This is a genomic window from Streptomyces sp. NPDC038280, from assembly GCF_055600045.1.
Window position 1 is genome coordinate 180,324 of the sequence record NZ_JBVJYZ010000001.1, and the last position, 13,101, is coordinate 193,424.

13 protein-coding genes and 1 pseudogene are annotated in these 13,101 nt (G+C 69.4%); 2 read left to right on the plus strand and 12 right to left on the minus strand.

Annotated features, from left to right (window positions below):
- Positions 1–8: 8 nt before the first annotated feature.
- Together panD and ACZ7J0_RS00830 are read right to left on the minus strand one after the other, a co-directional pair.
- A complete protein-coding gene (gene panD, locus ACZ7J0_RS00825; RefSeq protein WP_470882832.1) occupies positions 9–437 on the minus strand; it encodes an aspartate 1-decarboxylase in 429 nt (142 codons plus the stop codon).
- A gap of 571 nt (positions 438–1,008) precedes the next feature.
- Complete coding sequence (locus ACZ7J0_RS00830; protein WP_470882833.1) at positions 1,009–1,557, minus strand: winged helix-turn-helix domain-containing protein; 549 nt, start codon at positions 1,555–1,557, stop codon at positions 1,009–1,011.
- A gap of 462 nt (positions 1,558–2,019) precedes the next feature.
- Here ACZ7J0_RS00830 and ACZ7J0_RS00835 point away from each other — a divergent pair, with 462 nt between their 5' ends.
- Positions 2,020–2,478: an RrF2 family transcriptional regulator gene (locus ACZ7J0_RS00835; RefSeq protein WP_470882834.1), complete on the plus strand. Its 459-nt coding sequence runs from the start codon at positions 2,020–2,022 to the stop codon at positions 2,476–2,478.
- A gap of 540 nt (positions 2,479–3,018) precedes the next feature.
- Complete coding sequence (locus ACZ7J0_RS00840; protein ID WP_470882835.1) at positions 3,019–4,125, plus strand: ABC transporter substrate-binding protein; 1,107 nt, start codon at positions 3,019–3,021, stop codon at positions 4,123–4,125.
- A 78-nt stretch (positions 4,126–4,203) separates the two neighbouring features.
- Here the strand turns inward: ACZ7J0_RS00840 and ACZ7J0_RS00845 are convergent, their stop codons facing one another.
- From ACZ7J0_RS00845 to ACZ7J0_RS00890, 10 genes and pseudogenes are all read right to left on the minus strand, one after another.
- A complete protein-coding gene (locus ACZ7J0_RS00845; protein ID WP_470882836.1) occupies positions 4,204–5,106 on the minus strand; it encodes a glutathione S-transferase C-terminal domain-containing protein in 903 nt (300 codons plus the stop codon).
- A gap of 457 nt (positions 5,107–5,563) precedes the next feature.
- Positions 5,564–5,704: pseudogene (locus ACZ7J0_RS00850) on the minus strand (TauD/TfdA family dioxygenase); the annotation flags it as partial.
- Positions 5,705–5,856: 152 nt separating this feature from the next.
- Positions 5,857–6,414 carry an NADPH-dependent FMN reductase gene (ssuE, locus tag ACZ7J0_RS00855; protein ID WP_470882837.1) on the minus strand — a complete coding sequence of 186 codons (558 nt, stop codon included), beginning with the start codon at positions 6,412–6,414 and terminating at the stop codon, positions 5,857–5,859.
- A 40-nt stretch (positions 6,415–6,454) separates the two neighbouring features.
- Complete coding sequence (locus tag ACZ7J0_RS00860) at positions 6,455–7,522, minus strand: LLM class flavin-dependent oxidoreductase (protein ID WP_470882838.1); 1,068 nt, start codon at positions 7,520–7,522, stop codon at positions 6,455–6,457.
- An 18-nt stretch (positions 7,523–7,540) separates the two neighbouring features.
- Positions 7,541–8,524, minus strand: a complete 984-nt coding sequence (locus ACZ7J0_RS00865) for an ABC transporter substrate-binding protein (RefSeq protein WP_470882839.1) — start codon at positions 8,522–8,524, stop codon at positions 7,541–7,543.
- Positions 8,525–8,571: 47 nt separating this feature from the next.
- Positions 8,572–9,339 carry an amino acid ABC transporter ATP-binding protein gene (locus ACZ7J0_RS00870; protein ID WP_470882840.1) on the minus strand — a complete coding sequence of 256 codons (768 nt, stop codon included), beginning with the start codon at positions 9,337–9,339 and terminating at the stop codon, positions 8,572–8,574.
- On the minus strand, positions 9,336–10,283 hold the full coding sequence (locus ACZ7J0_RS00875) for an amino acid ABC transporter permease (protein WP_470882841.1): 948 nt from the start codon (positions 10,281–10,283) through the stop codon (positions 9,336–9,338). The genes ACZ7J0_RS00870 and ACZ7J0_RS00875 overlap by 4 nt, the downstream gene beginning before the upstream one ends.
- A gap of 3 nt (positions 10,284–10,286) precedes the next feature.
- Complete coding sequence (locus tag ACZ7J0_RS00880; protein WP_470882842.1) at positions 10,287–11,240, minus strand: ABC transporter substrate-binding protein; 954 nt, start codon at positions 11,238–11,240, stop codon at positions 10,287–10,289.
- Complete coding sequence (locus tag ACZ7J0_RS00885) at positions 11,237–11,761, minus strand: GNAT family N-acetyltransferase (RefSeq protein WP_470882843.1); 525 nt, start codon at positions 11,759–11,761, stop codon at positions 11,237–11,239. The genes ACZ7J0_RS00880 and ACZ7J0_RS00885 overlap by 4 nt, the downstream gene beginning before the upstream one ends.
- Positions 11,758–12,885 (minus strand): LLM class flavin-dependent oxidoreductase, encoded by a 1,128-nt coding sequence (locus tag ACZ7J0_RS00890; protein WP_470882844.1) that lies wholly within the window; start codon positions 12,883–12,885, stop codon positions 11,758–11,760. The genes ACZ7J0_RS00885 and ACZ7J0_RS00890 overlap by 4 nt, the downstream gene beginning before the upstream one ends.
- Between the last annotated feature and the right edge of the window lie 216 nt (positions 12,886–13,101).

Sequence of the window (13,101 nt, forward strand, 5' to 3'; positions counted from 1 at the left end):
CCCGCGTCTCAGACCCGCGACGCCGCAACGGCGTGCGGGCTGCGCGCCGTGTCGCTTCCGGGCACCGGCTCGGATGCGTCGGCTCCCAGCTCCACGATCTCGTTGTCCGCGTCGACGTGTACCACACGGGGCACGAGCGACCGCGCCTCGGCGTCCTCGACTTGGGCGTAACTGATGAGAATCACCAGATCACCGGGGTGGACGAGATGAGCGGCGGCGCCATTGATCCCGATGACTCCGGAGCCGCGCTCGCCCTCGATGACGTACGTCTCCAGGCGGGCGCCGTTGTCGATGTCGACGATGTGGACGAGCTCGCCGGGGAGGAGGTCGGCGGCCTCCATGAGATCGGCGTCGACGGTGACGGATCCGACGTAGTGCAGGTCGGCCTGGGTCACGGTGGCCCGGTGGATCTTGGATTTGAACATTGTACGCATCATCGAGGTACTCCTGGAGCTAGGCTCCCTGCCTGCGTTTTTGCAGGTCAAGGGCGGTTTCCCTACCTTACAACGAGTCGCATGTCCGGTCAGCTTTCACCAGATTTTTAGGACTGACGCTGACCAATCGCTGACTTTTCTGACGCACCGTCAGGTGTTGCGGGAGAGCTCGCCTGCCCTCCTGGACCTCACCGCGACGACTGCCCAAGCCTACGCAGCAGCCTCCGAAGGATGTCCGTGATCACCGTCACTCTGGCGGCCTGGGCCGAGGTCGGGAGGTTCAACAGGAATCCGAGGGGCCGAAGCGGCGCGGCAACCTAGCCGCACCGCGACGAGCACCGCCTCGTACGTGCCGGTCTGCTCGGCAACTACCGCCGGGACATCGGCTGGGGCCGCGGCCGCACGCCCGGCGCCCGCCTCGCGGTCGGCGCGCCCCTCGCCGCCCAGGCAACGAAGGCCGTGCCCTGCCCATCACCTCCTGAAGGAGCCGGAGAGACCACCCCAACCCGACCGAGCGCGGCGGCCCGGCGCACTGGACGCCGGACCGCCGCGCTCGACGGTGCGTGGTGAGTGGCTACCGGTGGTCGGGGACGTACTTGTAGCCGACCCTGCGGATGGTGACGATCCGGTCCCGGTACGCGGGGCCGAGCTTGCGGCGAAGCCGGGCGACGTGGACGTCGACGGTCCGGCCGTCGCCGATGTGGTCGTAGCCCCAGATGGCGGCCATGAGTGCCTCGCGCGTGTGCACGGCGTGGGGATGCGCCAGAAGGTGGGCGATGAGGCCGAACTCCAGGTAGGTGAGGTCGAGTTCACGTCCGTCGACCTCGATGGTCCGGCGCGTCTCGTCGACACGGATGCCGTCGACCGAGTCGGGGGCCGCGCTGGGAGCCGGTTCCGGTTCGGGGGCCGGGCGGGGTGGCGTCCTGGCGACGAGCGGATGCACCTCCGGGCGTACGCCATGGGCACGGAGCAGTGCCACAGGGTCGACGGTCTCCGGCAGGTACACGAGATACCCGACCGTCCCGGAGCCGGGCGCGGCGGGCACGATCCGCGGTCGGTCGCCGACGAGGCGGAGGCGCGGTTCGGGAACGGGACGCGTGGAGGTGGGGACGGCGGTGGTCACGTGAAGCCCCTTCGGCTGGTCAGGGTGGAGTGCGATCGGGCACCGGGAACGTCGGGCCCGCCCGCACGCATGCAGCATGGAAGCGCCGACATCGGCGGCGACGCGTGAGAGTCGAGCCCGTGCCGCCTCGCAGGAGGCCGGCCGGTCGCGAAAAGGAGAAAGGTGAAGAAAGAGGCACAGGGAAGGAGGAGCGGGACGCAAGCGCCGCCGCGCGGGGAGACACCCCGGTGAGGATCCCTGGCGAAGAAACCCTAGCCGCGTCGGCAGACCGCACTGGCCACGAGACGGAAGTCAACGTGCCTGCGGCGTACGAGCAACGGCTGCGAAGGGGACATGCCGCCATCGTGGTGCGCGCCACGGCGACTCGTCAATACTTCCCTACCGATTACATGGGAAAACGTGGGGACGCGCACCGATCGGGCCCGGCGGAATCACCGCCGGACCGTACGAGATAATGCCCGCATGCGGATCTCAGCCCGAGCGGACTACGCGGTACGCGCAGCCCTCCTCCTCGCCGGCGCCCAGAAGGGCACGCCCCTGAAGGCGGAGGCCCTCGCCGAGGCGCAGGAGATTCCGCACAAGTTCCTGGAGAGCATCCTCAACGACATGCGCCGCGACGGGCTGGTGGTCAGCCAGCGCGGCGCCAGCGGCGGGTACCGGCTGGCGAAAGCACCGGAGGACATCTCGGTCGCCGACGTGGTGCGCGCGGTCGAGGGACCGCTCGTCTCGGTACGGGGCGTGCGGCCGCCGGACCTGACGTACCAGGGCCCCGCCGAGGCGCTGCTCCCGCTGTGGATCGCCCTGCGGGCGAACGTGCGCCAGATCCTCGAAGGGGTCTCGCTCGCGGACATCGCGTCGGGCCGACTGCCGGCCTTCATCCACACCCTGGCGGAAGACCCCGCCGCCTGGTCCAACCCCTGAGACGTCGGCGGGCTCAGCCCGCTGCGAGTCTTGCATCGTGAGGCCGGACCGTCCGGCATGTGAGCCATCGGGGACCACTACCTCGACAGTCCCCACCGCGCGATGGCCGCGGCCTGCCCCTGAGAGGCGTCACGCACGAGGGGAACGCGTTGCGATCCGCCAACGCATCCCACGAAGCGAGATGCTGCGGTCCATCATCCGAACACCCTCTTGGGGCGACCGTCCCTTTCTGCCACCATCCCTAGCAACCGACTGGGAAAACTAGGGATTGCGAGGGAGTCATGCGAACGGCCCATCACGCGACCCTCCCCCGTCTCACGTCGCGTCGCCACATCGACCTCGGCCATACGTCCAGCGCCATCTGTCGCCGCGCCTGAGACCGTCCCAGGGAACCGGCACCCGGCCATGCCCGTGCCTCACGCCTTCAGCAGGGCATGGGGTGACACAGGCATGCGACTTCCGCGCCTTTGCCGTTCTCGTCGGCTTCACCCCCCGCATTCACCGCACCTGCCGATCGCCTCATCCTCGAGAGGACACCCCGTGTCTGCCGCAAGACCGCTCTCCACCCTGCGCACCCTCGCCGCCCTGTCCGCTCTCCCCCTGCTTCTGACCGCCTGCGGCTACGGATCCGCGTCCACCGACAACGACAAGAAGGCCGAGGTCGCGGCGGACGGCAAGAAGCTCTCCGCCGACAAGGTGCGCATCGGCTACTTCCCCAACCTCACGCACGCCACCGCCTTGATCGGCGACCAGCAGGGCATCTTCCAGAAGGAGCTCGGCGGCACCCAGCTGAAGGTCTCGACCTTCAACGCCGGCCCCTCCGAGATCGAGGCGCTCAACGCCGACTCCATCGACATCGGCTTCATCGGTCCCTCCCCTGCCATCAACGGCTACACCAAGTCCAAGGGCAAGAACCTGCGCATCATCGGCGGTTCGGCCTCCGGCGGGGTGAAGCTGGTCGTGAACCCCGACAAGATCAAGACCCTGGACGACGTCAAGGGCAAGAAGATCGCCACCCCGCAGCTCAGCAACACCCAGGACGTCGCCTTCCTCAACTGGATCTCCGAGAAGGGCTGGAAGGTCGACGCCCAGAGCGGCAAGGGCGACGTCTCCGTGGTGCGCACGGACAACAAGGTGACCCCGAACGCCTACAAGTCCGGCTCGATCGACGGTGCCTGGGTGCCGGAGCCGACCGCGTCCAAGCTGGTCAGCGAGGGCGCGAAGGTGCTCCTCGACGAGGCCGACCTGTGGCCGGACAAGAAGTTCGTCATCACCAACATCATCGTGTCGCAGAAGTTCCTCAAAGAGCACCCGGACGTCGTCGAGGCGGTCCTGCGCGGCTCGGTGAAGACCAACACCTGGATCAACGCCAACCCCGACAAGGCGAAGACCGCCGCCAACGCCAAGCTGAAGGAACTCACCGGCAAGCCGCTCGGCGACGCGGTGATCAACGGCGCCTGGCCGTCCATCACGTTCCTCGACGACCCGCTGGCCGCCACCCTCGACGCACAGGCGCAACACGCCGTGAAGGCCGGCCTCCTCAAGCAGCCGGAGCTGAAGGGGATCTACGATCTCAGCACGCTCAACAAGGTCCTCAAGGCCGAGGGCAAGCCCGGGGTCGCGGACGCCGGACTCGGCGTGAACTAGGCTTCTACGAAAGCGAATCCCTGGAGGGTGACGGCGAGTTCGTCACCCTCCTGGCGTTCTCGGGCCGCGATCGAGTTCTCATCGACCGGCGTTCTCTTCGAGTGGGTCGAGGCGTTCGAGGACCCGCCGGCCCGCGCCCAGGGCTCGCTCCGCCTCCCAGTCCACGATCCGGATCGCCGCGCCGGCGGCCTCCCGGCCCCGGCAGTGGACGTGGTGTCGCAGCACAATCGCCTCCAGGTCGAGGTGGGCGCCGAAGGCGTGGTGCCGCGCGAGGCGGCGCGCGTAGGCCCACACGTGAGGGTGGTCGGTGATGCGGTGCACCGCGGCGGCGTCCAAGTGCCAGCGGTGCACGGTGTCCAGTTGTACGAGCGTCACCCACACCTGCACGTCCGCGAGGGTGAGGTCGCCGCCGAGTACGTGATCGTGTCGGGACAGGCGGCGCTCGAGCACGTCCAGGGCGTGCAGCAGGGTCCGCAGTGCCTCGCCCCGCGACCCGGCGTCCGTGTCGACTCGACCGGCGCGCTGCGCGGCGCCGTTGATCCCCTGCTCGCAGAGTCGGCCGACGGCTGCGATCTCGTCGTCGACCCCGTGGGGATGGAGATCGAGCCCGTGGCCGGCGAACTTCCGGGCCAGGTCGCTGAGGATGTCGGCAACATGCGTACTGACGATCCGTCCGGTCCAGTCATCGCTGAGCACCGGCGCCACCGCCGGGCCGGGATGCCGGTGCGCGCTCGCGTCGTACAGCGGACGCAGCGCCAGGTGTCCGCCCTCGCATGCGTCGGGCACGGCCGGCAGCAGCCTGACGGGAAGAACGCCGTCGAGGCCGATCAGGCTGTGGGTGACGGCGATCTGAAGGCAGTACGGACAGGACAACGCGAGGTGAAGCCGGTACCGGTGCGGCTGGGCGGGGTAGCCGCTGCGGGCGTCACCGCCGATCCTGCCTCGGAAGGACGGCACGGCGGTCGGATACGTGGCGGGCATGCGTCTCCCTTGGGGTGGTTGCGCTGGGGGCGTACGGCGGTGGAGCACGACGGCGTCGGCGTGTGCTCACCGAGAGGGACGGGGAGTTCCGGAGCAGACCGATTCCGACCCAAGAAAGGAACGACAACGACGTGGAGTTCAGGCTCCGTCGGCCGAAGGGGAGTCCGCGACTCGGGTGCGCTGCGGATCCGCCGCGCTGCATACGCGCAACAGGTCGATGTGACGCCGGGACGTCAGCAACGTCAGCGAGCGGAGTACGAGGGCGCCCGCGGCGGGGTTCGGCACCGAGCAGCCCATGATTTCCCACCTCTTCGCTAGGAATCTCATTCCGCAGTGTCGGGGCGCTGCGCAACCACGTCAAGAGCGCACCCCGCAGGCACGTTTCCACGCACGCGACCGCCCGGCGCGCGCCTCGGATCGGGTGCGCACCGGGCGGTCGTGGTGTGGGTCGGACTTCCGCGAGCGCGGTGTCGGTGGATGCGCCCGATGCGATGCCGTAGGCCGACTCGGGCACCGTCTCCGGGGACAGCAGAACCGAGGGTCGGCCGTCCACGCCGATCGGGACGTCTCCGTCGACGGTGACGCGGCGCAGGCGACGGCGACGGCGACGGCGACGGGAGGTTCGCCCCAGGGAAATCGCCGTAAGCGCGCTGTTCGCGGCTCTCGCCGCCCGTGACGACGTTGATGAGCAGCCGTCCTCTCGTCTGCCGCCGGAAGGTGGCGGCCATCTGCGCGGCCGGGCCGGCGTGCTCAGCCGACGGCGGCCAGCAGGGCCGTACGACCGCCGAGGGCGGCGGAGAACTGGTCCGTGACATGGGCGAGCCCCTCGGCCGGGCCCGGCGCGACGGTCAAGGTGCCGTCGTCCCCCACGGAGAGGTCCTTGTCGAGCGTGAACCAGCCCTGGACGATGTGCGCGGCGCCCATGGAGCTCAGCACCGGGCGCAGCGCGTAGTCGATGGCCAGGACGTGGGCCGTGCTGCCGCCCGTGGCCAGCGGCAGCACCGTCTTGCCGGTCAGGGCGTACTGCGGGAGGAGGTCGAGCAGCGACTTGAGCAGGCCGGAATAGGCGGCCTTGTAGACGGGCGTGCCGATCACGACGCCGTCCGCTCGCGCGAAGAGCGCGGCGGCCTCGGTGATCGCCGGGTGGCGCACGTCGGCGCCGAGCAGGGCCTCGGGAGGCAGAGTGCGGACATCCAGCGGGATCACCTCGTGACCCTCAGCAGCGAGACGGCGGTCCAGGTGACGCAGGAGGCGTGCGGTGCGGGAGGTGGCGGAGGGACTTCCGGAGACGGACAGGACGGTGGCCATGGGCGGACCTTTCAGTACCGGGCGGGACTTTCAGATGGGTCTACGGCTGCTGCCACAGAGTGGTGGGAGCCTCGCGCCGCACGACCGGAGCGATCTCCTCAGCGAATCGGCGCAGTTGGTCGATCTGCTCGGACGACGAAAGACCCGAGCTGTCGACGGTGATGGACTGCAGGTCGTGGCGGTACGCCTGGTGGAAGCCGAGGATCTTGTCGATGATCTGCTGCGGGCTGCCGATGAGATGAGGGCCGTCCGCGACGGCCTCCTCGATGGTGCGGAAGGGTGTGTTGTAGCCGGGCTTGCCCTCCAGCTGCGGCTTGTAGGTCTGACGGACCCGGGCCTCGTAGAAGTCCCTGAAGCGGGAGATCGCCTCCTGGGTGGTGTCGGCGATGAACAGTCCTCCCGATCCCGCACCGACGTGGGCGGTGCGCGGGTCGTGACCGTATGCCTCGAAGCGTTCGCGGTAGTGCTCGATGAGCCGGGTGTACGCCGCACGGGGCTGGATGGCGTTGGCGCTGAACAACGGGTCGCCATGCCTGGCGGCCAGCTCAGGGGAGTTGAGACTGGTGGCCGAGCCGTGCCAGACGCGCGGCGGGCGGCCTTCGTAGGGCCGGGGCACGGTGGTCGTATCCGATAGCGGTGGGCGGAACTTGCCCTGCCACGTGACCTTCTCCTCGCGCCAGAGCCTGCGCAGCAACTCGTACTTCTCGGTCTGGTAGTCCCACTGGAGGCCCTCGTCGAGGCCGAAGAGGTCGAAGTGGCCCGCTTCCGCGCCCTTGCCGATGACGAGTTCGAGCCGGCCGCGGGAGAGCTGGTGCAGAGTGGCGTAGTCCTCGGCGATGCGCACCGGGTCCGCGATGGCCAGGACGGTGACACCGGTGAACAGCCGGATGCGGGACGTGCGGGCGGCCAGGGCGCCGAGCAGCGCCGTGGGGCTGGACGACAGGAACGCCCCGGCGTGCCGTTCACCGACCGCGTACGCGTCGAAGCCGAGCTCCTCGGCGGCGACGCCCGTCTCCACGACCTCCGCCAGCCGGTCTGCGGCGGAGCCGAGTTCACCGGTCAGCGCGTGCGGGGCGTGGCCGACGATCGTGAGGACCTGGAACCTCATGCGAAACCTCCCTGGTGCCTACTTGTTGATCTTGGGCAGTCCGGGCGGGTTGATCTGCGACGAGGTCACGGCCTCATCGGACAGTCCCCACCGCTCGAGGACCTTGGCGTAGGTGCCGTTCTCGATGACCTCGTTGAGGGCCTCGGCGAGCGGCTTGGCCAGGCCGTTGTCCCTCTTCGTGGTGGCGGCGATGAGGCCCTGGAGAGTGGCGCCGGCCCCGGAGTAGGTGCCGACGACCTCCGTCTTGCCGGTGGTGGCGGCGTGGTACGCGGCGGTCGGATTGGGCCCGAGGTAGAGGTCGATGCGGCCGGACTGGAGGGCGAGGTAGGTGTCGCTGTCGTTCTGGTAGTACTTGATGTCCACCGGCTTGCGGCCGGCCCTCTCGTTCTCCTGGCTCCACTCGACGAGCAGCTTCTCCTGGTTGGTGCCGCTGCCGACGGCGACGCTCCGGCCCGCCACGTCCGCCGGTCCGGTGATCTTCAAGCCGCTGCCCTTCTTCGCCTCGAAGCCGAGGTTGTCCTCGCGGTAGGTGGCGAAGTCGTACTTCTCCTTGCGCTCCTCGGTGACGGTGATGTTGCTGAAGCCGACGTCGTACTTGCCGCTGTCGAGGCCGACGAAGATGTTCTCCCAGGAGACGGTGTTGATGTCCGGCTTGAGGCCGAGGACGTCGGCGACCAGATGGGCGAGGTCGGTCTCGACGCCGATCACGGTCTTGTTGTCGGTGGCGCGGAAGGTGAGCGGCGCGGCGGATCCGGAGGAGTCGACGATCTCCAGGGTGCCTCGCTTGCGGATCTCCTCCGGGACCTGGGCTGCGATGGAGTCGACCTTGGCGGTGGTCACGCGGTTCTGGTCCGGGCTCAGGTTGATCTTCGTCGTGCCGCCCTTCGCGGCCGCGACCTCTGTGGTGCCGCCGTCGGAAGGGTTGGCGCAGGCGGCGAGGACGAGGGCCGAGGCGAGTCCGAGCACGGCGGCGACGGTGCGGCGGGCGAGGGCGGTGGACACGGTGGTTCTCCTTGCGTTGCGTGGGGTGGTGCGTCGGCGCGGGCTGGTCAGAGGACCTTGGAGAGGAAGGCGCGGGTACGGGCGTGCCGCGGGTCGTCCAGGACGGCCGCGGGCGGACCCTGTTCCACGACGATTCCGTCATCCATGAACACGACCGTGTCGGCGACCTCGCGGGCGAAGCCGATCTCGTGGGTGACGACGATCATGGTGGTGCCGGTGCGGGCCAGGTCCTTGATGACGTCGAGGACCTCGCCGACGAGTTCCGGGTCGAGTGCCGAGGTGGGCTCGTCGAAGAGCAGCACCTTCGGTTCCAGGGCGAGTGCGCGGGCGATGGCCACGCGCTGCTGCTGGCCGCCGGAGAGCTGCCGCGGGTAGGCGTCGGCCTTGTCGGCGAGGCCGACCCGCGCGAGGAGCCGGCGGGCGGTCTCCTCCGCCTCCTTGCGCGGGCGGCGCAGTGCGGAGACGGGGGCCTCGATCAGGTTGTCCAGCACGGTCAAGTGCGGGAAGAGGTTGAAGTTCTGGAAGACGAACCCGATGTGGGTGCGCTGTTTGAGGACGTCCTTCTCCTTCAGCTCGTGCAGCCTGTCGCCGTGGCGGCGGTAGCCGATGAGCTCGCCGTCGACGCTGATCCAGCCCCGGTCGACCTTCTCCAGGTGGTTGATGGTGCGCAGCAGGGTGGACTTGCCGGAGCCGGACGGGCCGAGGATCACGGTGACCTCGCCGGCGCGGACCCTGAGGTCGACTCCGCGCAGCACCTCCAGCGGGCCGAAGCTCTTGTGGACGGCGCGGACGTCCACCATCACGTCGGTGCTCATCGGCTCTCTCCCAGGGACAGGTGGTGGACGAAGCGCCGGGCGCGCTGGAGTTGGGTGGGCGGCGGGGTGCGGTCGGTGCCTCGGGCGTAGCGGCGCTCCACGTAGTACTGGGCGACCGAGAGCAGGGTGGTCAGGACGACGTACCAGGCGGTGGCGACCAGCAGCAGCGGGATCACCCGGCCGTTGCGGCCGTAGACGACCTGCACCTGGTAGAACAGCTCGCCGATGGACATCACGTAGACCACCGAGGTGCCCTTGAGGAGGCCGATGGTCTCGTTGCCGGCGGTGGGCAGGATGGCGCGCATGGCCTGCGGCAGCACGATGCGGCGGATCTGCCGCAGCCGGGGGATGCCGAGTGCCGCGGCGGCTTCGAGCTGTCCGTGGTCGACCGCGAGGACACCGCCGCGGACGATCTCGGCCGCGTAAGCCGCCTGATGCAGCGTCAGGCCGATGATCGCGGCGCCGATGGTGCCGATGAGGGTGTTGCTGTCGACGGACCAGAACACCGGCCCGAAGGGGATGCCGATGCCCAACTCCTCATACAGCGCACTGAGGTTGAACCAGAACACCAGCTGGACGATCATCGGTATGGACCGGAAGATCCAGACGTATCCCCAGGCGACGGTCCTGAGCACCGGGCTGTGCGACAGCCGCATGAAGGCCAGGACGGTGCCCAGCAGGAATCCCAGGACGGTGGCGTAGGCGGTGAGCTGGAGAGTCACCCAGACGGCCTGGACGATGGTCTCGGACAGGACGTAATCGCGGAAGACGTGCCATTCCCAGACGGGATTGGTGGCCAGGCCGTGCGCGAACTGGGCGAGCAGCACGATCACGGCGGCGGCTGCGACCCAGCGGGCGTAGTGGCGGGCGGGCACGACCTTGAGGGTGGTGGCCGGGTTTTCGGCCGCTCTCGCGGCCGGTTCGACGATGGTGTCGCTGCTCATGGGTCACCTGTGCTCGGGCGGGTTGATCTTCGACGCGTCGATCGCGGAGGCGGTGGTTCCCCACTTCTTCAGGATCCTGGCGTAAGTCCCGTCGCTGATCAGCTGGTTGACAGCAGCCTGGAAGGCCGTGGTGAGGGGGGAGCCCTTCGTGAAGGCGAAGCCGACGTCGAGCCGGTGGTATTCGCCGAGGAAGACGGTCTGGGCGGCGGGCTGGGCCGCCTGGTAGCGCAGGCCGTTGATGGTCGACATCACGACGTCGATGCGGCCCTGCTGGAGCGCGGTGAGGGTGGCCGCGTTCTCCGAGTAGACCTTCACCTCGTAGGGCTTCTTGCCGGCCCCCGCGCAGACCCCCTTACGCGCGGTGAGGGTGGCCGCGAAGGTCGTGCCGGCGCCTGTGCCGATCGTCAGCCCGCACAGCTGAGTGAGGTCGGTGACCCTGTCGCCCAGGGTCGCATTGCCCTTCTTCACGGCGAATCCCTGGCCGTCGTTGATGTACGTGACGAAGTCGATCGTCTTCAGGCGCTCGGCGGTCACGCCGAAGTTGCCGGTGCCGACGTCGTACTTGCCGCTGCCGAGCGCCGGCAGGATCGTCTCGAAGGAAGCGTCCTGGCGCTCCAGCTTCACGCCGAGGACCTTCGCCACCGCGTCGGCGAGGTCGATGTCCTGGCCGGCGGGTGCCTTGTCCGTGCCGTTGGGGTAGTACGCACCAGGCGGGAATCCGATCGAGCTGCCCACCCTCAGCGTCCCCGCCTTACGGACGTCCGCGGGCAGCAGGGCGGCGACGGCGTCCACCTTCCGTACGCCGGCCACCGGGTCGTCGGCCGGTGCGGCGGGTGCCTGGGCTCCCACCGTCGCCGTGCCGTCGGTGCCGCCGGAGCCGCAGGCGGTCAGGGCCAGGAGCGGCAGCAGTGCGAGGGCGGCCGCGCTGCGGAGACGGCCTCTGGTCGCGGTTTTCACAGGTCGACGGCCTTTCCTGTACGTGCCTGGGCGGGAAGGTGCTTCTCGAACGGGAGCGGTCCGATGGACTCCGGATCGGCATCGGTGGCGAACAGCGGTGTGTAGCCGGTGGCCAGGTACAGGCTGCGCGCCTCCGGCTGGCGCGGGCCGGTGGTGAGATGGATCCGCCGGTAGCCGCGCGTGGTCGCCTCCCACTCCAGCTCGGCCACGACCTGCCGGGCGAGGCCCCGGCGGCGGTGGGCGGAGTGCGTCCAGATCCTCTTCAGCTCGGCCGTGGTCGTGTCGTACCGGCGGAAGGCGCCGCCCGCGACAGCCTGGCCGCGCTCCAGGAGGAGGAGCAGGACACCCCCGTACGGAGCGGTGAACTCCTCGTCGGGATAACGGGCGAGCTCGGCGTGGGCGTCCTTGCCGTAGCGAGCCGAATACTCGTCGCCGAGCTCCCGTAGCAGGGGCTCCACACGTGGGTCGGAGACCAAGACGTGGACGACCGTCAGCTCGGGGAGCGGTGCCGCGGAGCTCACTCGCCCACCGCCGCAAGGGCCTTGGGGCCGCGTGCCGCCCGCTCGGCATCGCGCTTGGCGACCTCCTCGCGGACGAGGGGGATCACGTACCGGCCGAAGTCGATCGCGTCGTCCAGCAGGTCGTAGCCACGGGCGGAGAGGATGTCGACGCCGAGGTCGTAGTAGTCAAGGAGCGCCTGGGCGACCGTCTCGGGGGTGCCGACCAAGGCGTTGGAGTTGCCGGCTCCGCCGGTCGCGGCGGCGGTCGGGGTCCACAGGGCGCGGTCGTAGCGCTCCCCCGCCTCGGCGATGGCGATCAACCGCTGCGAACCAGTGTTCTCGGGAGCGCTGTCGCGGTGGTGCCGTACCAGCCCCGTCTCGCGCCGCTCCCGGATGGCGCCGACCGTGCGACGGGCCTTCTCCCACGCCAGTTCCTCGGTCGGGGCGATGATCGGGCGGAAGGCCACCTGGATGCGCGGCACGTCAATCCGGCCGGCCGCCCGAGCTGCGGCCTTCACGGCCTCGATCTGCTCGGCGGTCTTCGCCAGGGGCTCGCCCCACAGGCAGTAGATGTCGGCCTCGGCGCCTCCGGCGGCGTACGCGGCGGGTGAGGATCCACCGAACGAGACGCCGGGGCGCGGCTGCTGGACGGGGAAGACGTCGCTGACGAAGTCATGGAAGCGGTAGTGCTCGCCCTCGTGGTCGAAGGGTTCGTGAGTGGTCCAGATCTTCTTGATGAGCTGGATGTACTCGCGTGTGCGGGCGTACCGCTCGTCCTTGGTGAGGGTGTCGCCCTCACGGCCCTGCTCGTGGTCGTTGCCACCGGTGATGAAGTGAACGGTGAGCCGGCCCTCACTGATCTGGTCAAGGGTGGCGAAGGTCTTGGCGGCGAAGGTCGGGTAGGAGACGTTGGGCCGGTGAGCGAGCAGGATCCGCAGCCGCTCGGTCCGGCTCGCGATGTACGCGGCGGCCGGCGCGGGGTCCGGGGAACTGGAGCCGTAGGCGAACAGCACCCGGTCCCAGCCGTGGTCCTCGTGCGCCCGGGCGAGCCGGAGCGTGTACTCCTTGTCGAAGGCGGCGCCGGAGCGCGGGGTGGTTTCGGATCCATCGTTGGTGGCGGCGATGCCGAGGAACTCCACGGGCATGACAGAGAGGGCCTTTCGGAAGCGTTGCCGGACGCGAGCAGGACGAAGCGGCCTGCCGCGAGGCATGAGTGATGGATCGTCAGTAAGACGGGGCGCAACGGTGAGCCGGCGTGACGACGTCGGGCGTCGGAATCAGGGAGCTGCGGCAGCGCGCGTGAAGGGAGAACTCGGCCCGCGACGGGGTCACCGAGGGAGGGAAGGGCCGGTCAGACGGCC

What these genes read in the sequence shown, in the direction of transcription:
- ssuE (WP_470882837.1), bottom strand. Translation starts at nt 6,414, where the DNA reads ATGGCCACCGTCCTGTCCGTCTCCGGAAGTCCCTCCGCCACCTCCCGC.
- ACZ7J0_RS00890 (WP_470882844.1), bottom strand. Translation starts at nt 12,885, where the DNA reads ATGCCCGTGGAGTTCCTCGGCATCGCCGCCACCAACGATGGATCCGAA.
- ACZ7J0_RS00875 (WP_470882841.1), bottom strand. Translation starts at nt 10,283, where the DNA reads ATGAGCAGCGACACCATCGTCGAACCGGCCGCGAGAGCGGCCGAAAAC.
- ACZ7J0_RS00835 (WP_470882834.1), top strand. Translation starts at nt 2,020, where the DNA reads ATGCGGATCTCAGCCCGAGCGGACTACGCGGTACGCGCAGCCCTCCTC.
- ACZ7J0_RS00845 (WP_470882836.1), bottom strand. Translation starts at nt 5,106, where the DNA reads ATGCCCGCCACGTATCCGACCGCCGTGCCGTCCTTCCGAGGCAGGATC.
- ACZ7J0_RS00870 (WP_470882840.1), bottom strand. Translation starts at nt 9,339, where the DNA reads ATGAGCACCGACGTGATGGTGGACGTCCGCGCCGTCCACAAGAGCTTC.
- ACZ7J0_RS00860 (WP_470882838.1), bottom strand. Translation starts at nt 7,522, where the DNA reads ATGAGGTTCCAGGTCCTCACGATCGTCGGCCACGCCCCGCACGCGCTG.
- panD (WP_470882832.1), bottom strand. Translation starts at nt 437, where the DNA reads ATGATGCGTACAATGTTCAAATCCAAGATCCACCGGGCCACCGTGACC.